The 22,982-nt window shown below is 73.4% G+C and carries 13 protein-coding genes; 9 read left to right on the top strand and 4 right to left on the bottom strand.

The genetic code is table 11. The features are described 5' to 3' along the window. Positions 1-338: 338 nt before the first annotated feature. Both ACFY9V_RS15620 and ACFY9V_RS15615 read left to right on the top strand, forming a co-directional pair. Entirely contained in the window at positions 339-1,514 is a 1,176-nt protein-coding gene (locus tag ACFY9V_RS15620) for a malic enzyme-like NAD(P)-binding protein (protein WP_391044811.1), read from the top strand. Positions 1,515-1,591: 77 nt separating this feature from the next. After that, the gene (locus ACFY9V_RS15615) at positions 1,592-2,554 is read left to right on the top strand and encodes a zinc-binding dehydrogenase (protein WP_391122423.1); all 963 of its coding nucleotides are present in this window, start codon (positions 1,592-1,594) and stop codon (positions 2,552-2,554) included. A 10-nt stretch (positions 2,555-2,564) separates the two neighbouring features. Here ACFY9V_RS15615 and ACFY9V_RS15610 read toward each other — a convergent pair whose 3' ends face one another. The 3 genes from ACFY9V_RS15610 to ACFY9V_RS15600 all read right to left on the bottom strand — a co-directional run bounded on the left by ACFY9V_RS15610 (position 2,565) and on the right by ACFY9V_RS15600 (position 5,379). After that, positions 2,565-3,554 carry a helix-turn-helix transcriptional regulator gene (locus tag ACFY9V_RS15610; RefSeq protein ID WP_391161596.1) on the bottom strand — a complete coding sequence of 330 codons (990 nt, stop codon included), beginning with the start codon at positions 3,552-3,554 and terminating at the stop codon, positions 2,565-2,567. Between the two features lies 1 nt (position 3,555). Beyond that, positions 3,556-4,404, bottom strand: coding sequence for a DUF4097 family beta strand repeat-containing protein (locus ACFY9V_RS15605; RefSeq protein WP_391161595.1), 849 nt, complete (start codon positions 4,402-4,404; stop codon positions 3,556-3,558). 801 nt (positions 4,405-5,205) lie between these two features. Next, a complete protein-coding gene (locus tag ACFY9V_RS15600) occupies positions 5,206-5,379 on the bottom strand; it encodes a DUF6104 family protein (RefSeq protein ID WP_355347247.1) in 174 nt (57 codons plus the stop codon). Positions 5,380-5,589: 210 nt separating this feature from the next. On the opposite strand from ACFY9V_RS15600, the gene ACFY9V_RS15595 reads away from it, so the two are divergent. The 7 genes from ACFY9V_RS15595 (at position 5,590) to fxsT (ending at position 18,777) form a co-directional block, all read left to right on the top strand. After that, complete coding sequence (locus ACFY9V_RS15595; protein WP_391161594.1) at positions 5,590-7,788, top strand: serine protease; 2,199 nt, start codon at positions 5,590-5,592, stop codon at positions 7,786-7,788. 24 nt (positions 7,789-7,812) lie between these two features. Continuing rightward, the gene (locus ACFY9V_RS15590; protein WP_188283451.1) at positions 7,813-8,826 is read left to right on the top strand and encodes a MoxR family ATPase; all 1,014 of its coding nucleotides are present in this window, start codon (positions 7,813-7,815) and stop codon (positions 8,824-8,826) included. A gap of 7 nt (positions 8,827-8,833) precedes the next feature. Beyond that, a complete protein-coding gene (locus ACFY9V_RS15585) occupies positions 8,834-12,235 on the top strand; it encodes an SAV_2336 N-terminal domain-related protein (protein ID WP_391161593.1) in 3,402 nt (1,133 codons plus the stop codon). Positions 12,236-12,357: 122 nt separating this feature from the next. After that, positions 12,358-12,777, top strand: coding sequence for an FxSxx-COOH cyclophane-containing RiPP peptide (fxsA, locus tag ACFY9V_RS15580; protein WP_391161592.1), 420 nt, complete (start codon positions 12,358-12,360; stop codon positions 12,775-12,777). Between the two features lie 206 nt (positions 12,778-12,983). Continuing rightward, on the top strand, positions 12,984-14,201 hold the full coding sequence (locus ACFY9V_RS15575) for an FxsB family cyclophane-forming radical SAM/SPASM peptide maturase (RefSeq protein ID WP_391044813.1): 1,218 nt from the start codon (positions 12,984-12,986) through the stop codon (positions 14,199-14,201). Next, entirely contained in the window at positions 14,198-15,604 is a 1,407-nt protein-coding gene (locus ACFY9V_RS15570) for an aKG-HExxH-type peptide beta-hydroxylase (RefSeq protein WP_355347235.1), read from the top strand. The genes ACFY9V_RS15575 and ACFY9V_RS15570 overlap by 4 nt, the downstream gene beginning before the upstream one ends. Before the next feature lie 164 nt (positions 15,605-15,768). After that, a complete protein-coding gene (gene fxsT, locus ACFY9V_RS15565; RefSeq protein ID WP_391161590.1) occupies positions 15,769-18,777 on the top strand; it encodes an FxSxx-COOH system tetratricopeptide repeat protein in 3,009 nt (1,002 codons plus the stop codon). 121 nt (positions 18,778-18,898) lie between these two features. On the opposite strand, the gene ACFY9V_RS15560 is transcribed toward fxsT, so the two are convergent. Further along, positions 18,899-22,786 (bottom strand): multifunctional oxoglutarate decarboxylase/oxoglutarate dehydrogenase thiamine pyrophosphate-binding subunit/dihydrolipoyllysine-residue succinyltransferase subunit, encoded by a 3,888-nt coding sequence (locus ACFY9V_RS15560; RefSeq protein ID WP_391161589.1) that lies wholly within the window; start codon positions 22,784-22,786, stop codon positions 18,899-18,901. Between the last annotated feature and the right edge of the window lie 196 nt (positions 22,787-22,982).

Below are 22,982 nucleotides of genomic sequence, written 5' to 3'. Positions count from 1 at the left end.
GCCTCCACCAGGCCGGCACACCAAGGCCGGACCACGCGGAGGCCATGCCGATCAATTCCCACTCGTCGCCGGAACCGACTTCCGGTAGAACGGGTCCTCACCCCTCATCCGGGGCCCATGGCGTGCGTGCGGCGCGCCTGGCGTCGGCCGTCACCTTGCTCACTCGTACCTGGTGACGCGGACGCCGAGCCCACCTCCACCCCCTTCGGGCGGAGTACCCTCATTCATCATTCAGACAAAGGGGTCAAAAAGTGGCAGCGGAGATCGTCAATCCCCGGACCGATGCGGACAGTACGGACAGCGCCGACAGTGCGGACGGCGCCGACCGTGCGGACGGCATGAGCGGTACGGACGACGCGTTCCCCATCGATCCGGTCTTCGCCCTGCACCGCGGCGGCAAGATGGAGGTCACCTCGACCGTGCCGGTCCGCGACGCCGACGACTTGTCGCTCGCGTACACACCCGGTGTCGCCGAGGTCTGCACCGCCATCGCGAACAAGCCGGAGCTGGTGCACGACTACACCTGGAAGTCCCAGGTCGTCGCGGTCGTCACCGACGGCACCGCGGTGCTGGGCCTGGGCGACATCGGCCCCGAGGCGTCCCTGCCGGTCATGGAGGGCAAGGCCATCCTCTTCAAGCAGTTCGGCGGCGTCGACGCCGTGCCGATCGCGCTGGCCTGCACCGGCGTGGACGAGATCGTGGAGACCGTGGTCCGGCTCGCCCCGTCCTTCGGCGGCGTCAACCTGGAGGACATCTCCGCCCCCCGCTGCTTCGAGATCGAGCGCAAGCTCCAGGAGCGGCTGGACATCCCGGTCTTCCACGACGACCAGCACGGCACCGCCGTCGTCACCCTCGCCGCGCTGCGCAACTCCTGCACGCTCACCGGCCGTACCCTCGGCGACCTGCGCGCGGTCATCTCCGGCGCGGGCGCGGCCGGGGTCGCCATCGCCAAGATCCTCGTCGAGGCGGGCATCGGCGACGTCGCCGTCACCGACCGCAAGGGCATCGTGCACGCCGGACGCGACGACCTGAACCCGGTCAAGCGCGAGCTGGCCTCGTATACGAACAAGGCGGGTCTCACCGGGCCGTTGGAGGCCGCGCTGGACGGCGCCGACGTCTTCATCGGGGTCTCCGGCGGTACGGTCCCGGAGTCCGCGGTCGCCACGATGGCCCGTGGCGCGTTCGTCTTCGCGATGGCCAACCCCACGCCGGAGATCCACCCGGACGTCGCGCACAAGTACGCGGCGGTCGTGGCGACCGGGCGCAGCGACTTCCCGAACCAGATCAACAATGTGCTCGCCTTCCCCGGGATCTTCGCGGGCGCCCTCCAGGTGCGCGCCTCGGCCATCACCGAGGGGATGAAGATCGCCGCCGCCGAGGCGCTGGCCGCCGTCGTCGCCGACGAACTCTCGCCGCAGTGCGTCATCCCGTCGCCCTTCGACCCGCGGGTCGCCCCCGCCGTGACCGCGGCCGTCGCCGCCGCCGCGCGGGCGGAAGGGGTGGCGCGCCGCTGACCGCGGCCCGGGGTGCGCGGAGCGTCACATGCCGTGGCGGTTCCTCGGGCGCCGGGACCGACCGTAGGGTCGACGGCATGTATGCCGCATACGCCGCACGTATTGACGCCGACAAGCCGTTGAGCGGGTTGGAGTTGGGGGAGCGGCCGGAGCCGTCGGAGCGCCCCGGCTGGACCACCGTCACGGTCAAGGCCGCCTCGCTCAACCACCACGACCTGTGGTCGCTGCGCGGGGTGGGCCTCGGCCGGGAGAGCCTGCCGATGATCCTCGGCTGCGACGCCGCCGGGATCGACGAGGACGGCAACGAGGTGGTGCTGCACTCCGTGATCGGCCAGACCGGTCACGGGGTCGGCCCCACCGAGCGCCGCTCCATCCTCACCGAGCACTACCAGGGCACCTTCGCCGAACGGGTCTCCGTACCGGCCTGGAATGTGCTGCCCAAGCCGAAGGAACTCTCCTTCGAGGAGGCGGCCTGCCTGCCGACCGCGTGGCTGACCGCGTACCGCATGCTCTTCACCAACGCCGGGGTACGGCCGGGCGACGCGGTCCTCGTGCAGGGCGCGGGCGGCGGTGTCGCCACCGCCGCGATCGTGCTGGCCCGCGCCGCCGGGCTGCGGGTGCACGCCACCAGCCGGGACGCGGCCAAGCGGGAACGCGCGCTCGAACTGGGCGCGCACGCGGTGTACGAATCGGGCGCGCGGCTGCCGGAGCGGGTGGACGCCGTCATCGAGACCGTCGGGGCGGCGACCTGGTCGCACTCGGTCAAGTCGCTGCGGCCCGGCGGCACGCTCGTCATCTCCGGCGCCACCAGCGGGCAGAATCCGCCCGCCGCCGAGCTGAACCGGATCTTCTTCCTGGAGCTGAAGGTGGTCGGTTCGACCATGGGCTCCAAGGAGGAGCTGCGGGACCTGCTGGCCTTCTGCGCGGCCAGCGGCGTACGGCCGGTGATCGACTCCGTACTGCCGCTGGACCGCGCCCGCGAGGGCTTCGAACGGCTCGCCGCCGGGGAGCTGTTCGGGAAGGTCGTGCTGACCGTGTAAGCGGCCCGCGTTACGTGGGCGGGAGGTGCAGGGCCGCCGCGATGTGCGCCGCCGCGGCGGACAAGTGGCGCCTCACCTCGCGCAGTTGGGTGTCGTTGACGCCCAGGTCGCGGGCCGAGTCGCGGATGTCGTCGCGGAAGCGGTCCAGCAGGCGTTCGAGGTCGCGGAAGGGGTCGGCGGACGGCGGGGTGTCGTCGTCCGCGGGCTCGGGCGCTTCCGTGTCCGCGTCCGACGTCGCCGACGTGTCCCCTTCCCTCTCCGTCTCCTCCTCCGTCTCCTTCTCCGTCTCCTGGGCGGGCTCGGCCGTGGCGTCGGCCCAGACCGGGGGCGTACCGGGCGCGCCCCAGGGCGTGGTCGGTACGTCCATGCCCTTGCCGAACCGGCCCAGCTCCTTGGTGAGTTCGGCGAGACCGTCGCGCAGCCCCGCCTGCCAGTCGCCGGAGCGTACGTGCGACTGCACCTGCTCCTGGACCTGGCGGGCGATCCGCTCGACCTCCTCGCGCGCGGCCTTGGCCTGGCGGCGGGCGTCGCGCGCCTCCTCCTTGGCCCGGCGGCTCTCCTCCTTGGCGCGCGCGGCCTGCTCGCGCCACTCGTGCTTGGGCGACGGGGGCGTACGCGCCTCCTGCGCGGCGGCGCGCACCTCGCGGCGCAGATCACCGGCGGCGCCCCGGACGTCCTCGCGGATCTCGGCGGCCAGCGTGGAGACGGACTCGCGGATCTCCGCCTCCAGGCCCGCGATCTCGTCGGCGCGGTCGGACAGCTCGCCGCGGCCCGCGTCGGTGAGGGCGTAGACCTTGCGGCCGCCCTCGGTGGAGTGCGTGACCAGGCCCTCCTTCTCCAGTTTCGCCAGCCGCGGGTAGACGGTGCCCGCGGAGGGCGCGTACAGCCCCTGGAAACGCTCTTCCAGCAGCCGGATCACCTCGTAGCCGTGCCGGGGCGACTCGTCCAGCAGCTTGAGCAGGTAGAGCCGGAGTCGGCCGTGGGCGAAGACGGGCGCCATGTCAGATGTCCTTCCGGAACGAGGGCGCGTCCTCCAGCGGCGGCCTGCGCAGCAGGGCGATGGCGCCGGAGACGGTGGTGGCTCTCAGGCGCGCCCCGCCGGAACCGATCCGGCCGGTGATGCGCTTGGCCCCCCACTGCCCGGTGACGCGCAATTCGTCGAAGGCGCAGGAGACATGGCCGCTGGTGGTGTTGGCGTCGACCTCCGCGTCGCCCGGTTCCGGGATACGGATGGCGATCTCGCCGGAGACGCTGGTGAGCCGGACGTCCGCCCCCGCGGACGGATCGAGGTCGAGCACCATGTTGCCGCTCACGGAGTCCGCTTTGACCTCGGCGCCGCTGCCCTCGACCACGGTGAGGTCACCGGAGACGGTGTTGATCCGCAGGCTGCCGGAGACGGACTGGGCCTCGACGCTGCCCGCGACGGTGTTGGCCCGCACCGGGCCGCTGAGGCCGACGAGGGTCGTGTCCCCGTTGACCCCCTGGACGCTGGTCTCCCCGGCGATCCCGGAGATCACGGCGCCGGCGCCGACGACTCCCACTTCGACCTTGGTGTGCTGCGGGACGGCGAGCGTCACGACCGCGTGACGCTGCCAGCCCTTGGGGTCGAGCCACTTCAGGAAGCCCTTCCACGGCAGGTCGTCGTAGGTCACGGTGAGGGTGCCGCCGCGGTGGTACACCTTCAGCGGCGGGCCGTCGATCTCGGTGACCTCGACCCGTGCGGGGCCGTCGTCGGTGCCGACGACGTTCACGGCGCCGTTGACGATGCGCACGCAGAGGGTGTCGACGGGCTCCTCGAACACGAACTTTTCCGGCTCCGCCACGGTCCGGTCCGACGACATGCCGCTCATCGTGCCCCTCCTCGGGTGCGCCTTGGGACGCAACATATCGCGTCTCGTGCATTCACGATATATCGCGTGGCTCACAAGTCAAGTGGTGTCTTTTTTGCCCGCCCGCCCACCCGTGCGGGTGCTTTTTCGTCTGCGGGTGCCGCTTGTGCCTGGGTCGGTGCCGGTCCGGGGCACCTCCTCGAAATGCGGCTACCTGCTCCCGCGCATACGGCACCCTCCCTGTCACCGCATTTCTGCGGGGGCACCCCGGCCCGTCCCCTCCTCGCTCGTCGGCGTCCGCCTGCCGGTGGGGGTTGTGGAGGGGGGTGGGTGGGGCCGGGTACGTCGGCGACTGACGGTCCGCTGTGGTGGTGGTGGAGGGGGTGGGTGGGAGCCCGGCCCCTGCGCCTCCGACCTCCCGGCGGGGTGGGCGAAGGGGGGTGGGTGGGAGTCTGGGCCCTGCGCGCCCCGACCTTTCGGCGGGGTGGGCAGGGGCTTCGTTGGGCGCTTGGAGGAAGGGCCCGAGCATTCCGACTCACCGGGAGGGGCACCGGCGCAGGGCGGCACGCCGAAAAGAACCCCCTCCCCCGGCCACCCCCACCGGACCGTCGGACGCCGACGGACCGGGAGGGGACGGGGCGGGGTGCCCCCGCAGAAATGCGGTGACAAGAAGGGCACCGGATACAGGAGACCAGGTAGCCGCATTTCGAGGAGGTGCCCCGGACCGGCACCGACCCACGAACAGGCGGCACCCGCAGACGACCAAGCACCCGCACGGGTGGGCGGGCGGGCAAAGACAAAGACCAAGGACCGAGCCGGAGGCTAGTCCTCGTCGTCGAGCCGCGCCAGCCACGTCGCCAACCGCTCGGTCGGAATCTCGAACTCAGGGTTGAGGTCCACGAATTCGCGCAAGCGCTCGGCCAGCCAGTCGAAAGACACTTCCTCCTCGCCGCGCCGGGTGGCGAGCTCCTCGATGCCGCGGTCGGTGAAGTACAAGATCTGCTCCGGAACGGGGTGGGACGGTGGTGGACGGGGAAGAACGGGAGGGACGAGACGGGACGTACACCGCAAGGATAGGGAGTATGTCCGAAGGTCCTCGCGCCGGTCCTGGCCGCGGGCTAGCCTTCGGAGACGATCAGTCACTGGGGGTGGGATGGGGGCGCAGACGGCTGCCGCCGCGGCACCGCGATTAGGGCGGGGCGCGCGATGACGGCGTTCGGCGGTCCCGGCGGGCTCGACGAGCCCGCCGACCCCGCCGAGATCCTGACCCCGCTGGTCAGCGAGGCGACCGTACGCGTTCACGGCCGGGAACCCGGCTACCCGCTGCGGGGCAGCGGCTTCTTCGTGGCACCGAACTGGGTGCTCACCTGCGCGCACGTCGCGCTCGCCCAGAGCGGCGAGGGCGGCGGCAATGACGGCGGCGGCGGTGACGGCGGCGGCCCGGCCGGCCGCAAGGTCTCCGTCGGATACGGCGACCGCATGCTCAGCGGCGTCGTGGAGTGGGCGGAACCGGCGGGCCACACCGGCACCGGCCGCTGGCCGTCCCCCGACCTCGCGCTGATCCGGCTGCTGGACAGCGTCGACCACCCCTGCGTCTGGCTCACCGAGCGCACCGCCAAGGGCTACACCACCAACCAGGTCGCGTACTTCGGCCACATCCCGATGGACGGCGAGGTCGTCGCGTACAACGGCCGCTGCTCCATCAGCGGCCAGCTCGGCAGCGGCGGACTGCTCAAGCTCGGCAATGAGGACGAGATGCCCAACGGCGTCTCGGGCGGCCCGGTCGTGGACCTCGTGCGCGGCGAGGTGATCGGGGTGCTGAAGGCGCGCCGTACCGGCCAGGACGGCGGACTCGCCATCGGCGTACAGGAGTTGCGCAGGCTGCCCGCCACCGGCACCGCCGCCGACCTGTACCACCGCGTGATGACGGCGCACGACCTCTACCACGCCGACCGTTACGCCTTCGTCGGCGGCCAGGAGGTCACCTGGACCGACGCGCACGGCGAGATCGGCGCCGCCGCGGGCCGCGCCCTGACCCCGGGCCAGCGCACCGCACTGCTCGGGATGCTCGCCCAACTCCCGCCGCCCGCCAGCGCGAAGAGCCTCCAGGACATCGTCGGAGCGGTCCGCGGCAGCCCCGCGCAGGGCCTGCCGACCGCGCCGCGCGCCTGGCGGGACGGTCTGGGCCTGCTGTACGACCTGCGGCGCGGCACCAGCGAGTTGGAGGCGGTGCTGCGGTTCGCGGTGCAGGCCGCGACCGCCGACAGGACCCGCGCCGCGGACGAGGCGGCCGAACGCGTGCTGTGGCACTGGGCGCAGGACACCGCCGCCGACGCGATCGGTCTGACCCGGCTGTTCCGCAACACCCTGGTCACCGAGCGCAAGGCCCGGCTGCGCGCCCGCGGCACCCTGGTCAGCGGCCTGACCGGCGACCTCGGCGCCGGACTCGGCGCGGACCCGGACGTCGGCCTCGGCGCCGACCTCGGCACCGGCTTCGGCGGCCCGGGCACGGACCTCGACGATCAGGGACCGGACAGCGGTACGACCGCGGACGCGGCCACCGCGACCGCGGCCGACGCGGGCCCCGGCGGCCGGCCGGACCGCCGTATCCGCCCCGAGGCCCTGCTGGAGATCATCCCGCGCGGCTGGGAGCCGGGCCGCCTCGACTGGCGGGTCTGCGTCGTGCCGGAGAACGGCGAAGTGGAGTGCGTCGAGGAGGACTTCCGCGGCACCGCGCTCGACGACCTGCCGGTCCGGCTGCGCGAGCCGCTGGACGAGGTGTTCCGCCGCTGCGACCAGCCCGGCTACCCGGCGCCGCTGCAACTGGCCGTCCCCGGCGCCCTGGTGGGCTTCCCCGTCGAGACCTGGCCGCTCGGCCCCGGCGGGCGCGCGCTCGGCGCCGTACGCCCGGTCGTGGTGCGCCGCACCGACGCGCCGCCCGACGACGACCCGGCGGTGACCGAGGCCAGGCACGGCCGTTGGCACACCCTGCACCAACAGCGGCCGCGCGCTGACCTGTTCGACTGCGACGACGGTACGCCGGGCCCGCTCCCGGCCGACGACGAGCTGCGCGACCGCGCGCGCGACACGCTGCCGGCGCTCTGCCGCAGCGCCGCGACCGCCCCCGAGGAGCTGCACCGCCTGGTGACCTCCGGCTACCCGGTCGCGGTGTGGCGCAGGGAACCGGTCGCCCCCGAGACGGCCTGCGGCGACTTCCACCGCGGCGTGAACCGTACGGTGCGCGCCGCGCGCACGGCCGCACGGCTGCCCCGCGCCCTCGCCGTCCTGCGCGCGGCGGTGGACGCGGGCGTGCCCGAGGCGTTCTGGTCGGTGGGAATCACCCTGCTCTACGACGATCCGACTCGCCCCCTACCGGGGACCGACGAGCTGTTGGAGACTCCATGAGGACGAGGTATCGAGGTGAGTGAGATGACCGACGCCAGCCCCGCCGGCGAGTGGCTCATCTACCGGGGCACGGGAGAACCGCACACCGGCATCGACGGACTGCCAGAGCCGCCGCCCTGGCGGGACTTCGACGGCGGCCCACTGGTCCAGCAGGGCCCCGGGCCCGACAGTTCCTCCGCCCGCAGGCTCGGCGCGTACCGGCACATGGCCGAGATGCACCGGCCCAGCCCGGAGGAGCTGGAAATGGTCAACGCGGCGCTGTACCTGCGCCGTCCGCTGCTGGTCACCGGCAGCCCCGGCACCGGCAAGAGCACCCTCGCGCACGCGGTGGCGTACGAACTGGGCCTCGGCCGCGTGCTGCACTGGCCGATCGTCAGCCGCAGCGCGCTCCAGGACGGGCTGTACCGCTACGACGCGATCGCCCGCCTCCAGGACACCCAGATCGCGGCGAATTCCGGCACCGCCCCGCCCGGCGGCATCGGCAGCTACATCCGGCTCGGCCCGCTGGGCACCGCCCTGCTGCCGACCGCCAAGCCGCGGGTGCTGCTCATCGACGAGCTGGACAAGAGCGACATCGACCTGCCCAACGACCTGCTGAACGTGATGGAGGAGGGCGAGTTCGGCATCCCCGAGCTGGAGCGGCTGGCCGAACGCGAGCCGCAGGTCGAGGTGTTGACCGACGACGGCGCCAAGGTCTCGCTCCGTGAGGGCCGCATCCGCTGCCGGGCCTTCCCGTTCGTCATCCTCACCAGCAACGGCGAGCGCGACTTCCCGCCGCCGCTGCTGCGCCGCTGCATCCACCTGGAGCTGGGCCGCCCCGACCACAAGCGGCTGTCCACCGTGGTCCGCGCCCATCTCGGCGACGAGGCGGCGACCGTCGGCGACGACCTGGTGACCCGCTTCCTGGAACGGTCGCGCAGCGAACTCCTCGCCACCGACCAGTTGTTGAACGCGATCTTCCTCACCCATCACGCCGCGCCCCCCACCCGCAGCCGGTTGGCGGACATGCTCATCCAACGGCTCGACCGGCCCAGGTGAACCGGCCATGGCCACCCGGAGACCCGACCCGCAGGCCCCCGACCCGAGGACGCCCGACCCGAGGACACCACCCTCCGCAGACACCGACACCGACACCGCCACCGAGCGGCCCGATCCGCTCGCGTCCGTCGTCGGCGCCCTGACCGAGGCCGGACTCGACCCGGGACCCACCGAGTTGGCCGACGCGCTGTGGCTGGCCCGCTGGTCCCGCCCGACCTCCCCCGCGAGCGCCGCGGGGGAGGCCCGCGACCCCGGCGGCGCCGGTACGGGCAGCGGCGCGCACCACCCGGGACTGTCCGGCGTCACCGACCCCACCCCGCCCGGCGGCACCGTACTGCCGCGCAGCCTCACCGACCCGGACGACGACCGCCTCGTCCAGCTCTATCCGGGCGTCAGCGCCCCCGGCCGGGCGCGTACGGGACCGGCCGCCGCCGCGCTGTCGGTCGCCGTGCCCGAGGCGGCGACGCTGCCCCGGCTGCTCGAACTCCAGTCGGCGCTGCGGCCGTTGCAGCGCTACCGCAGCCCCGCGCGGCCGTTGCGCGAAGTGCTCGACGAGTCGGCCACCGCGGAGAACAGCGCGCGCGCCGCCGGACTGCTGCTGCCGGTCTTCCGGCCGGTGCTGCGCGGCGACGCCTCGATGCAACTGCTCATGGACGCCTCGTCCTCGATGTACGTCTGGGAGCGGATGCTCCGCGAGCTGAGCCAGGTCTTCGAACGGCTCGGCGCCTTCCACGAGGTGCAGGTCCGCTATCTGCACGCCACCCCGGACGGCGACCCCGCGGTCAGCGGACGCTTCGACCCCGAGGCGGTCGGGATGCGCTCCGCCGAGCAGTTGAGCGACCCCACGGGCCGCCGGGTGACCCTGCTGGTCAGCGACTGCGCGGGGCCGCTGTGGCGGTCGGGGCAGGCGCACCGGCTGCTGCACCGGCTGGCCAGACACGGCCCGGTCGCCGTACTCCAGCCGCTCCCGGCCCGGTTGTGGGCCCGGACCCGGCTGCCCGTCTCGTACGGCGTGCTGCACCGCGGCGAAGGGCTGCTGCCCGCCTCGCCGCCGCGCTTCTCCTCGGGCACCGGCGGCTCCTCCCACTACGTGCCGGCCGCACCCGCGGGCGACGCGCTGCCTGTGCCCGTACTGCCGCCCACCGCCGAGGCGTTGGGCGCGTGGGCGCGGCTGCTGGCGGGCACTGGCGCGGCCCGCGTGCCCGCCGCCGTCGGCTGGGTGCGCTCCGACCAGCCCGCGACCCCGGCGCCCGTACGGCAGTCCCCGGTGCCGCCGGTCGCCCTGGTCGGCCGGTTCCGCTCGGCCGCCTCGCCCGCCGCCGCCCAGCTCGCCGTCTACCTCGCCGCCGCCCCGCTCTTCCTGCCCGTCATGCAGCTCGTCCAGCGCACGATGCTGCCCGACTCGGGGCCCGCCGAACTGTCGGAGGTGCTGCTCAGCGGCCTGCTCAAGCGCATATCGGGCGACGACGCGCGCGACCACCGCTGGTACGAATTCGCCGACGGCGTACGGGACGTGCTGCTCGGCCCGCTCGGCAGGGACGAGGCGCTGCTGGTGCTCAAGCACTGCTCGGAGTACGTCGAGCAGCGTTTCGGCAAGAGCGGCCCCAACTTCCCCGCGCTGGCCATCACGCAGCTCACCGAGGGGCCGGGGGACCGGCTCGCGGACGCCGCCGTCGCCACCGCGGCCCGCGCCACCGCGCTCGCCGAGCAGGCGTCGACCGTCGTCGCCGAGTCCCCGCAGCCCTTCGCGGAGGTCGCCGCCCGGGTGCTGGAGCGCTTCATGCCGCTGCCGGGGAACACCGGCCACGACCGGCTGGCCGTGGGAGCCGGTACGGGACAGCCGTCGTCCGCGGTGCAGCGGGCCCGGCAGTTGGTCGCGCGCTTCACCGAGGAGGGCATGGTCCAGAATCTGCTGGACGCGGTGCAGTTGCTGCGCCGCGCGGCGGACGAGGAGCGGGTGCGCGGCTCGGACCCCGACCTGTGGAGCGAGCTGGCGCAGAATCTCATCACGCTGTGGCGGCTGCGCGGCGGGGCCGCGCTGCTGCGCGAGGCCCAGGACGCGGCGGCGACGGCCGCGGCGCACCCGGGCTCGGTACCGGCCCGCGCGGTGCGCGCCCGCGTGTTCCAGGCCGCCGCGGACGAGCGGGCGGCGAACGGGGACACGCGGGGCGCGTTGGAGCTTCTGCGGCGCGCGGACCGGGAGTTCAGCGCGGTCTGCGCCGCCCCGGGACTCGACCCGCAGGACGTGCTCGGCGCCACCCTGGAGCGGGTCAGGGTGCTGGAGGACCAGTGGCAGCTCAGCGGCGACGCCGGGCTGCTCCAGGAGACCGTGGGGATGCTGGAGGCGTTCGCGGACTCCTGGCCGCTGTCCGACGGCCGCCCCAGTGCGCTGTCGCTCGCCCACGGCCGCGCCCTGCTGCGGCTGGCGGGCACGGCGGGGGAGCGGGAGCGGGAGCAGGTCTACGCGCTCCAGGCCGCCGAGTACTTCGCGGCGGGACTGGACGCGCTGGAGCGCGAGGAGGCGGCCCTCGAAGCGCGGACCGCCGCGCTGCTGTCGCTGGTCGACGCCCATCTGCTGGTCGGCGGACGGCTGCCGGAGGCGCAGCGGCTGGTCGACCGGGCGCTCGGCGAGACCCGCGACCGGCTGGCGCGGGCCTCGATCCTGCTGCGTGCGGGCCGGATCCGGGTCGCCCGGCACACCGAGGGCGGCCCGGCCGGTGAACTGGAGGCGGCGGCGGGGCGGTTCGCCGAGGCGTGCCGTCTGACCCCGCGCGACCGCCCCGAGTACAGCGAGATCGTCGCCGAATGGGGCGACGCGCTGCTCGGCCGCTCCGCGCTCCCCGGCGGCGAACTCTTCGTCAACCGGGCCGTGCAGGTCCTGCGGGACTGCCGGATGGAGACCCCGGAGAGCGATCCGCGGCTGTCCGGCAGGCTGCTGATGCTCGGCCGGGCCCTGGTGCTGCGCTACCGGGCGGAACAGGACCTGGTGGACCTGCGCGAGGCCGAGCACGTCCTGGGCCTGGCCGTGCAGCCCGCCGTGGACCCGGCGCAAGTGGCGCGGATCTGGTACGAGTTGGGAGAGTCGCACCGGCTGGGCTACGCGCACACCCAGCGCGGTGAGCGCCTCGACCAGGCGGCCGACGCCTACCGCCGCGCCGCGGAGGCCGCGGGCACGGCGGCCGACCGGTCGGCGGAACCCGGCCCCATGGTGCGGCTGTCGGCGCTGGCGCATCATTGGCGTGGTGTGGTCTACGAATTCGCCCGGCGCCCGCGGGCCGCTGCCGACGCCTACCGGGCCGCGCAGGCCGAATGGCGGCGGCTGCCGGACGACGGAGGGGACGGCGCCGCGGACGAGGAGGCACGGCAGCGGACCGCCGAACGGCTGGCGGCGCTGACACGGACGAACTGAGCCCGGGGCGACCGGCCCCGGTCCGGCCGCCTCGGACCGACCGGCCAGGACCCCGCGCGAATCCGGGCCGCGACAACTGCATCCCCCCACGAGCCACCACGGGACGAGAGCTGAGGCCGACGATGGACGACCGAGCGTACGGCGGGGCCGAGCGGCCCCCGGACGAACCCGCTCACCACGACGAGGCGTTACCCGAACGCGCCGTTCACGAAAGGGCTGTTGACGAAAGAGCGGTCGCCGAGCGGCCAGCCCCCGAGCGCGCGGTCCCCGAACGGCCAGCCCCCGAGCGGGCGGTCCCCGAGCGGGCACCTTCCGACCGGGACCTTCCCGAGGCGGCGTCGCCCGAGCACGCCCCCGCCTACCGGATTCCGGCGGACGCCGACATCGACCTGCTCGGCCTCGACCTGGAATCGCTGCGCACCGTCGAACACCCGGTGCTGTCCGCCCTGGTGAGCGATCTGCGGGCGCGCGCGGCCGGTCCCGGCGGCGAGGCGCTGTGGGGCTTCGAGAGCGACCCCAGCGCGCCGGAGGCCACCGGCTGACGCCGCCCGGCGCACCGGGCACCGGCGCGCGCGACCACCGCCCACGTACCCCCGTATCGCGTGAACTCCTGACGGAACGCCGCTTTTGGCCGTGCTCCAGGGCGAATACGGCCAATTCCTTGCCCGGGTGTTTACTTCCGGCCGCCCAGCGGGAACAACCGCTGGGGCCGACGGGGCGGCCTGAGGTACACGGGGGAGGTGATGTGGTGCGTCATCCGGCCGACGACAGGCCGCGGACCGGCAGTACGGCGGCCGAAGGGGCCTTCCCCCTGCGGCAGTTCATCCTCAAGACGCACAGCCGCTGCAATCTGGCCTGCACCTACTGCTACCTCTACGCGGGCCCCGACCACGGCTGGCGGGACCGCCCCCGCGCCGCCCCCGACGCGGTGACCCGGCGCACCGCAGAACGCATCGCGGAACACGCCGCGACCCACCGCCTGCGCGATGTCGCCGTGGTGCTGCACGGCGGCGAACCGCTGCTCAACGGCGCCGACGCGCTCGCCGCCGACGTCGACCTGATCCGCCGCACCGTCCCCGCCGACTGCGCCGTGCACGCCAGTGTGCAGACCAACGGCACCCTGCTCACCGCCGACCGGCTGCGCGTCCTGCGTGACGCGCGTATACGCGTCGGCGTCAGCCTCGACGGCGGCCTGCCCGCCCACAACGCCGCGCGCGTCGACCACGCCGGCCGCCCGTCCTGGGCCGCCGCCTCCGCCGGGGTGCGGCTGCTCGCCGAGACCGCGCCCGAGGCGTACGGCGGACTGCTGTGCGTCGTCGACCTCGCCCACGACCCGGTCGAGGTGTACGAGTCGCTGCTGGCCTTCCGGCCGCCGCGGATGGACCTGCTGCTGCCGCACGGCAACTGGACCGCGCCGCCGCCGGGACTGCCCGCGTCCGCCGACGACCCCGCGCCGTACGGGAGTTGGCTCTCCGCCGTCTTCGACCGCTGGTGGGGCGCGGAGCGCCGGGAGACCAGGATTCGGCTGTTCGAGGAGTGCGTGGCGCTGCTGCTCGGCCTCCGGTCGCCCGTAGAACGGCTCGGGCTCCAGCCCTTCACCGCCGTCGTGATCGAGACCGACGGCAGCATCGAGCAGGTCGACTCGCTCAAGTCCGCGTACGAGGGGGCCGCCGCCACCGGGCTCGACGTCTTCCGCAACAGCTTCGACGACGCGCTCGCCCACCCCGGCGTCGCCGCCCGCCAGGCCGGACTCGCCGCCCTCGCCGCCACCTGCCGCGCCTGCCCGCTGGTCACCGTCTGCGGCGGCGGCCACTACGTCCACCGCTACCGGGAGGGCTCCGGCTTCCGCAACCCCTCGGTCTACTGCGCCGACATGGCGCTGCTCATCCGGCACATCGCGCGCCGCCTCGCCGAGGCGGCGGCCCCGGCGCCCGCCGCGTCCCGCGTACGGCGGGAGACGCCGTGACCACCGCCGCTGCGCCCGTGCTCGACGCGGTGCTGCCGGTGCTCGGCAGCACCGGCAGCGGGCCGGACTCGCTGGAGCTGCTGGTCAGCCACCAGCGCGGGCGGCGGCTGCTGGTGCTGCGCGCGCTGCTCGACGCCGTGCGGACCGCGCCCGCCGGGTCGCTGCCCGAGGGGACCGCCGAGCGCGTGCTGGGCGACTGGCGGCTGCTGGAGCGGGCCGAGCGCGCGGACCCGGCCGCCGCCCGGCGCGTCGTGCATTACCCGCTGACCGGCGCGTGGGCCGAGCGCAGCCTGCGGGCGCTCACCGTGGCGGGCCAGGCGCCGCGGGCCGCGGAGGCGCTGCCGCACCTGGGCGCGCTCGCCGCGTCCGCCGCCGCCCGCGCGGGCCTGCGCTTCAGCGCCGACGTACCGGTACGCGACGGCCTGTTGACGCTGCCGACGCTCGGCGGCTACCGGCTGCCGGCCGCGGGCCCCCCGCGCAAGCCCGGCGCCGCCGCGCCCCGGATGCGGGTGGACGGCGACGGCAACCGGCTCTGGCTGCGCCCCGAGGAGCGCACCCGCCACGCGGTCGAGGTGCGCAGGGGAACCGACGGCGTGTGGCGCTCCGCCGCCCCCGGCTGGCGCCCGATCCAGGCGCTGTGGCCGCAGGAGGACCGCCCCGACGGTCACCCGGTGCTGATCGACGACGCCGACCCGTATCGCGCGGAGGGCCGCCGCGCCAACCCGTACGGGCTGTCCGCCGCCGACCGGCTCGCCGACGAGGACCGGGCCAGATGGCGTACCGCCTGGCGCGAGGCCCAGCCCTGGCTGCGGCTCGGCGACGGCACCCGGGCCCGCGAAGTGGCCGCGCTGCTCGACTGCTTCGTGCCGCTGGACGGCGCCGCGTCCGCCCAGTACAGCGCCACCCTGGGCGACGCCTTCGGTGCGCTGCTCAGCAGTACGCCGATGGGCGGCCTGAAGATGGCCGCCGCGCTCGTCCACGAGTTGCAGCACACCAAGCTCCTCGCCCTGGCCGGCGTCACCGCGCTGCACACCGCGGACGACACCGCCCGCTACTGGGCCCCCTGGCGGCAGGACCCGCGCCCCTTCGACGGCGTCTTCCAGGGCGCGTACGCCCACCTCGCGCTCGCCGACTTCCACCTCGGCGTCGCGCTGGCCGCCGCGGACCCCGCACAGCGCGACGCCGCGTGGGCCGCGCACTGCCGCTGCCGCCTCCAGGTCGAGGCCGTCCTGCCGCAGCTGCTCGGCTCCAACCGGCTGACCCCGCAGGGCCGCACCCTGGTCAACTCCATGGCGGCGTACCACACTCGGCTGGGACGGCACACGCCGCCGGAAGGCCACCTGGCGCGCGCCACGGCGTACGTCGAGACGGCCCGGGTCATCTGGCGGCGAAAGCGGGTCTGAACGGGCGTCTTTGGGCGCGCGAAACGGCATGACCGTACGTCAACGGGGGAGTAAAGCAGTGTAGTTTCTGGCGAAAGTCACCTGTGCCGTCGGGCGCACCTGGCTCACTGTCGATCCACTGACCCGCCAGAGCACTACGCGCGTATCACGAGGGAGTCGCACGCATGGCCGGAGGGCGTAACGCCGCCTCAGCAGCACGGGGGCCGGGAATCGTCACGATCAGTTACGCGGGCTACAACAGGGCCTGGGCGGCGTGGATCGCGAGCAGACTCGAACGGCACGGCCAGCAGGTGGCGCTGCAACGCTGGGACGCCGACCCCACGGACTCCATCGAGCGGATGTTACGTGACCTGCTGCTGTCCGAGGGCCGCGTGCTGATCGTGCTCAGCGAGTGGTACTTCCGGCTCGGCCCGCGCACCCACGAGGAGTGGAACGTGGCGCTGCGCGCGGTCGTCCCCGACCACAGCGAGCGCTTCGCCGCGGTCTCCGTCACCCCGGCCGCGCTGCCCACCGCCGTCGCCTCCCTCGGCGCCGCCGACCTGTGGGGCCTGGGCGCGGCCGAGGCCGAGCGGCGACTGCTCGGCAGGCTCGGCATCACCCCCTCCCGCGCCTCCTCCAGCGACACCCTCGGCGGCTCCGGCGGCCCGCGCTTCCCGCTGGAACAGCCCGACGTCTGGGGCGGTGTCCCGCGCCGCAACACCCGCTTCACCGGTCGCGAGGAGCTCCTCGGCGACCTGCACAACCACTTCACCCAGGCCGAGCCCGGCGCGGGCGTCGCCACCCTGCACGGCCTGTCCGGGGTCGGCAAGACCCACATCGCGACCGAGTACGTCTACCGCTTCGGCCCGGAGTACGACGTCGTGTGGTGGGTGCGCGCCAGCGAGCGCGGCACCCTGCGCGAGAAGCTGGCGGGCCTGGCGCCCGCGCTCGGCCTGGTCACCGGCCGCGAGTACGGCGAACGGCTGCGCGCGGTACGCGACGCGCTGCGCCGGGGCGAGCCCTACTTCCGCTGGCTGGTGGTCCTCGACGGCGCCGACCAGCCCGAGGACATCCACGACCTGGTGCCCACCGGGCCCGGCCACGTACTGATCACCTCGCAGAACCGCGAGTGGGCCGAGCACAACAGCGCCCTGATCGAAGTGCCCGTCTACAGCAGGGCGGAGAGCGTCGCCTTCGTACGGCGGCGCGCGCCGCGGCTGGACGACGCCGACGCCGACAAGCTGGCCGACGCCCTCGGCGACCTCGCGCTGGCCCTGGACCAGAACGCGGGCGCGCTCAACGACTCGTCCATGCCGGTGGACGACTACATCGAGCTGCTGCGGCACGGCGCGGACGTCGAACCCGGCCTCAAGGTCGCCGCCGACTTCCAGATGACGTACTACACCGCCTTCTCGATACTGCTCAACCGGCTCCGCGAGGACAAGCCGGAGGCCGTCGACCTGCTGCGGCTGTGCGTCTTCTTCGCGCCGGGGCCGATCCCGGTCCGGCTGCTGCGTGACCTGCCCGTGCGCGACCTGCCGGAACAGCTCACCGGGCTGATGGAAGACCCGCTGCTGTGGAACTCGGCGATCAGCAAGCTCGCCCAGTGGGCCGTCGTGCAGTCCGACCCGCCGGAGGCCGAGGACGACGAGGCCGCAGGCAGCGCCGAGGTCGTCCAGATGCACCGGCTGGTCTACCAGGCGGTGCGGGCCGACATGCCCGCCGCCGAGCAGAACCTGTACTCCCAGGTGGTCCGCAAGATCCTGGCCGCCGCCGACCCCGGCCGCCCCACCGACACCCGGCTGTGGCCGCGCTACGCCGAGATCGTCCCGCACCTGGAGGCGTCCGGCGCGCTGCGCAGCACCAACCCCGACATCCAGCTCATGATCGTCAACTGCCTGCGCTACCTGCACCTGTCGGGCGAGTACCGGGCCGGACTGCGGCTCGCCGAGGCCACGGCCAAGCACTGGCCCGAGCTGCTGGAGCCCGGTCACCCGCGGCTGTGGGACCTGGTGAACAACCGGGCCAACATGATGCGCGCCATGGGCGACTACGTCGCCACCGAGGCCCTGGACCGCGACGCCTTCGAGACCCTGCGCGCCGACCGCGGCGAACAGGACCTGCTGACCCTGCGCGCCGCCAACGGTCTCGCCGCGGACCTGCGCAACCTCGGCCGCTACGACGAGGGCCTGGAGACGGCCCGGTTCGTCGAGCGCGGCTACGCCCGACTCGTCGGGGAGCAGGACCCCCGCACCCTGCTCGCCAAGAACAACCTGGCCGTCACCTACCGGCTGCTCGGCCGCTACCAGGAAGCCCTCGACCTCGACGGCGAGATCCTGGAGGCGCGCCGCGAACTGCTGCGCGCCCGCAACATCGTCACGCTCTCCTCGGAGAACTCCTACGCGTACGACCTGCGGCTGCTCGGCCGCTACGACCAGGCCACCTCGGTGCAGGAGCGCAACGCCGAGACCCACCGCACCGTGCTGGGCGCCGACAACCCCCAGACGCTGCGCGCCGAGCACAATCTGGCGCAGTGCTACTACCGGGCGGGCGACCGGCCGCGTGCCGCCCATCTGATGGGCCGGCTGCTGGAGCGCTGCGAGCGGGTGCTGGGCAGCACCGACCCGCTGTCGCTGCGGGTCGCGGTCACGTACTCCAGTTTCGAGCGGGAGCACGGCGACCTCGACCGGGCCAGGGAGCTGTCGGAGTTCGTACTGCGGCACTACCGCTGGCAGTTCAACGCCCGGCACGCGTTCGTCGCCGGCGCGCTCGCCAACCACGGCCTGCTGCTGCGGGCGGCCGGAGAGCGGCAGCAGTCGCAGATCGAGATCGAGGACGCGCTGACCGGCATGTCCCGCGCGGTCGGCGACGACCACCCGTGGACCCTGGGCTGCGCGCTCAACGCCAGCGGCGCCCGCAACTTCGCGGGCGACCCGGAGAGCGCGGCCGAACTCTCCCGCGCCACCGCCGAGCGGGCCACCGCCCGGCTCGGCAAGGACCACCCGCTGACGCTGTCCTGCCGGATCGCGCTCGCCACCGACCTGCGCAACATGCGCAAGCGGCAGGAGGCCGACAAGATCGAGGAGGAGGCGCTGGCCGCGCTCTCGGCCACCCTCGGCCCGCAGCACCCGCACACGGTGACCGCCCGCTCCCGCACCCGCCCCTACTGGGACTTCGAGCCCATCAGCTCCTAGGACGTGTCCGGAAAGTCTCGTCTGGCTGGCGGCGCCTGGCACGCGCCCCGCGCGAACGGCCGCCGGCCCCGTACCCCTTGAGAGGGTGCGGGGCCGGCGGCCGTTCGCGACGGGCGGGAGGTCAGATCGAGAAGACCTCTTCGATCAACTGCTGCTGCTGCTCCTGGTGCCGCTTGGCGGAGCCCACCGCGGGCGAGGACGACGCCGGGCGGGACACCCGGCGGAGCCGGTCCGCGTTGTCCGGGGCCGCGCCGAGCAGCAGGTCCAGGTGGTCGATCAGATTGAGCGCGATGAACGGCCACGCGCCCTGGTTCGCGGGCTCGTCCTGCGCCCACACGAACTTCTGCGCCTTGGTGTACGGCGCGATGGCCGCCTGGATCTCCACACCCGGCAGCGGGTACAGCCGCTCGATGCGGATGAAGGCCACGTCGGTCGCCCCGCGCCGCTCCCGCTCGGCGATCAGGTCGTAGTAGACCTTGCCGGAGCAGAAGACGACCTTGCGGACCGCCTCGGGCTGCACCGAGGTGTCGCCCATCACCGGCTGGAACTGCCCGGTGGTGAAGTCCTCGGCCTTCGACGCCGCCGCCTTCAGCCGGAGCATCGACTTCGGGGTGAAGACGATCAGCGGCTTGTGGTGCGGGTTGTGCACCTGCCAGCGCAGCAGGTGGAAGTAGTTGGCCGGGGTGGTCGGGGTGGCGACCGTCATGTTGTTCTGCGCGCAGAGCTGGAGGAAGCGCTCGATCCGGGCCGAGGAGTGGTCCGGGCCCTGGCCCTCGTAGCCGTGCGGCAGCAGCAGGGTGACGCCGGACGTCTGGCCCCACTTCTGCTCGGCCGCGGTGATGTACTCGTCCACCACGGTCTGGGCGCCGTTGACGAAGTCGCCGAACTGCGCCTCCCACAGCACCAGCGCCTCGGGCCTGGCCAGCGAGTAGCCGTACTCGAAGCCCATCGCCGCGTACTCGCTGAGCAGCGAGTCGTAGACGTTGTAACGGGCCTGGTCCTCGGACAGGTACAGCAGCGGGGTGAAGTCCTCGCCGGTCTCCCGGTCGATCAGCACCGCGTGCCGCTGGCCGAAGGTGCCGCGCCGCGAGTCCTGGCCCGCGAGCCGGACCGGCGTGCCCTCCAGGAGCAGCGAACCGATCGCCAGCGTCTCGCCCATGCCCCAGTCGATCGTGCCGTCCTCGACCATCGCCGCGCGGCGCTGGAGCTGCGGCAGCAGCCGCGGGTGGACGGTGACGTGCTCGGGGATGTTGACCTGCGACTCGGCGATCCGCTTGACGACCTCGGCGGAGACCGCCGTGGGCATCGCGACCGGGAACTCCGGCTGCACGGGCGTCTCGTGGCTCGCGGGCGGCGCGGACGCCGCCTCGCGGACCTCGGTGAAGACCTTCTCCAACTGCCCCTGGTAGTCCTGGAGCGCCTGCTCCGCCTCTTCCAGGGTGATGTCGCCGCGGCCGATCAGCGACTCGGTGTAGAGCTTGCGCACCGAGCGCTTCTTGTCGATCAGGTCGTACATCAGCGGCTGGGTGAACGCCGGGTTGTCCGACTCGTTGTGCCCGCGGCGGCGGTAGCAGATCAGGTCGATCACGACGTCCTTGTTGAACGCCTGCCGGAACTCGAAGGCCAGCCGCGCCACGCGGACCACGGCCTCCGGGTCGTCGCCGTTGACGTGGAAGATCGGCGCCTCGATCATCCGGGCCACGTCAGTGCAGTACATCGACGAGCGCGCGGACTCCGGGGCGGCGGTGAAGCCGACCTGGTTGTTGATCACCACGTGCACGGTGCCGCCGGTGCGGTAGCCGCGCAGTTGCGACATGTTGAGTGTCTCCGCGACGACGCCCTGGCCCGCGAAGGCCGCGTCGCCGTGCAGCGCGATCGGCAGCACCGTGAAGTCGGTGCCCGCCTTGTTGATGATGTCCTGCTTGGCGCGGGCGATGCCCTCGATGACCGGGTCGACCGTCTCCAGGTGCGAGGGGTTCGCGGCCAGCGAGACGGTGATCTGCTCGCCGTCGAGACCGGTGAAGGTGCCCTCGGCGCCCAGGTGGTACTTCACGTCGCCGGAGCCGTGCATCGACTTCGGGTCGAGGTTGCCCTCGAACTCGCGGAAGATCTGCGCGTACGACTTGCCGACGATGTTCGCCAGCACATTGAGCCGCCCGCGGTGGGCCATGCCGATCACGGCCTCGTCCAGCCGCGACTCGGCCGCCGCGTCGATGACCGCGTCGAGCAGCGGGATGACGGACTCGCCGCCCTCCAGCGAGAAGCGCTTCTGGCCGACGTACTTCGTCTGGAGGAAGGTCTCGAACGCCTCGGCCGCGTTGAGCCTGCGCAGGATGCGGAGCTGCTCCTCGCGCTCGGGCTTGGCGTGCGGGCGTTCGATCCGGTCCTGGATCCACTTGCGCTGCTTGGGGTCCTGGATGTGCATGAACTCGACGCCGACGGTGCGGCAGTACGAGTCGCGCAGCACTCCGAGGATGTCGCGCAGCTTCATCAGCGACTTCCCCGCGAAGCCACCGACCGCGAACTCGCGCTCCAGGTCCCACAGGGTCAGTCCGTGCTCCAGCACGTCCAGGTCGGGGTGCTTGCGCTGGCGGTACTCCAGCGGGTCGGTGTCGGCCATGACGTGGCCGCGGACCCGGTAGGAGTGGATCAGCTCGAAGACCCGCGCGGCCTTGGTGACGTCGTCGTCGTGCGCGGTGTCGATGTCGGTGCGCCAGCGGACCGGCTCGTACGGGATGCGCAGCGCGGCGAAGATGTCGTCGAAGAAGTCGTTCTCGCCGAGCAGGAGCTGGTTCATGATCCGCAGGAACTCGCCGGAGGCGGCGCCCTGGATCACCCGGTGGTCGTACGTGCTGGTCAGCGTCATGACCTTGGAGATGCCCAGCTTGTTCAGGGTGTCCTGCGAGGTGCCCTGGAACTCGGCCGGGTAGTCCATCGAGCCGACGCCGAGGATCATGCTCTGGCCGGGCATCAGCCGCGGCACGGAGTGCACGGTGCCCAGGCCGCCGGGGTTGGTCAGCGAGGCGGTGACGCCGGTGAAGTCGTCCATCGTCAGCTTGCCGTTGCGGGCGCGGCGGACGATGTCCTCGTAGGCCTGCCAGAACTCGAAGAAGTTCAGCGTCTCGGCCTTCTTGATGGCCGCGACGACGAGCTGGCGGTCGCCGTTGGGCTTCACCAGGTCGATGGCCAGACCCAGGTTGACGTGGTCGGGCTTGACCAGCGTCGGCTTGCCGTCCTTCTCCGCGAAGGAGTGGTTCATCGCCGGCATCGCCTTGAGCGCCTGCACCATCGCGTACCCGATCAGGTGCGTGAAGGAGACCTTGCCGCCGCGGGCGCGCTTGAGGTGGTTGTTGATGACGATGCGGTTGTCGAACAGCAGCTTCACCGGGATGGCGCGGACCGAGGTGGCGGTCGGCAGCTCCAGCGAGGCGTTCATGTTCTTGGCGACCGCGGCGGCCGGGCCGCGCAGCGTCACGTACTCGGTGCCCTGGGGCTCCGGCGCGGGGGCGGCCTGCCGGGGCGCCGCCTGCTTCGGGGCGGGCGCGGGCGCGGGAGCGGCCGGAGCCGCCGGTGCCTGGGCCGCGGGCGCCGGGACGGGCGCGGGGGCCGCCGCGGGGGCGGCAGGCGCGGCGGGGGAGGCCACGGGGGTGCCGTTGGCGACCGGCTGCGCGGGAGCGGGAGGGGCGGCGGGCGCCGGGGCGTCCGTCGCGCCCGCGGGGACCGGCTGCGCGGCGCCTACGGCGCTGCCCTCGTCGGGGGACGTCGCGCGAGCGGCGGCGCCGGAGGCGCCGCCCTGGCCGGGGGCGGCCGCCGAATCGGCGGAGCCGTCCGGCTTGTAGTCGGCGAAGAAGTCCCACCAGGCTCGGTCTACCGAGTCCCGATCCTGGAGGTACTGCTGGTAGATCTCGTCGACCAGCCACTCATTGGGGCCGAAGCCCGCTGCGGGGCCTTCGCCCTGCGCTTCGTGGTCGGTCGAGACACTAGAGCTATTGGGGGACTGTGACGACACGGCGGCAACCGCCCTCTTCCGCTTCACAAGATGGTGGACAGCGGAAATAAAGGCTACGCCTACTGGAGGGGTCGATGCAGGCCCGGGGCCCTTACGTCGCGCATGTCACACCCGAAGACTGGTTTCAGTGCTGTTCCTGGCGGGAAATTGATCCCTCTTGGGGGTCGTTCGATCAGCCGCGCTCGCACGGCGTCGG

Source organism: Streptomyces sp. NPDC008317 (genome assembly GCF_042955955.1).
GTDB lineage: Bacteria > Actinomycetota > Actinomycetes > Streptomycetales > Streptomycetaceae > Actinacidiphila.
Note: the sequence above shows the minus strand (reverse complement) of the source record. Positions and strands in the feature narration are given on the sequence as shown.

Coding starts and splice junctions, on each gene's coding strand:
- ACFY9V_RS15610 (WP_391161596.1), bottom strand. CDS start 3,554: ATGGCGCCCGTCTTCGCCCACGGCCGACTCCGGCTCTACCTGCTCAAG.
- ACFY9V_RS15615 (WP_391122423.1), top strand. CDS start 1,592: ATGTATGCCGCATACGCCGCACGTATTGACGCCGACAAGCCGTTGAGC.
- ACFY9V_RS15605 (WP_391161595.1), bottom strand. CDS start 4,404: ATGAGCGGCATGTCGTCGGACCGGACCGTGGCGGAGCCGGAAAAGTTC.
- fxsA (WP_391161592.1), top strand. CDS start 12,358: ATGGACGACCGAGCGTACGGCGGGGCCGAGCGGCCCCCGGACGAACCC.
- ACFY9V_RS15620 (WP_391044811.1), top strand. CDS start 339: ATGAGCGGTACGGACGACGCGTTCCCCATCGATCCGGTCTTCGCCCTG.
- fxsT (WP_391161590.1), top strand. CDS start 15,769: ATGGCCGGAGGGCGTAACGCCGCCTCAGCAGCACGGGGGCCGGGAATC.
- ACFY9V_RS15595 (WP_391161594.1), top strand. CDS start 5,590: ATGACGGCGTTCGGCGGTCCCGGCGGGCTCGACGAGCCCGCCGACCCC.
- ACFY9V_RS15590 (WP_188283451.1), top strand. CDS start 7,813: ATGACCGACGCCAGCCCCGCCGGCGAGTGGCTCATCTACCGGGGCACG.
- ACFY9V_RS15585 (WP_391161593.1), top strand. CDS start 8,834: ATGGCCACCCGGAGACCCGACCCGCAGGCCCCCGACCCGAGGACGCCC.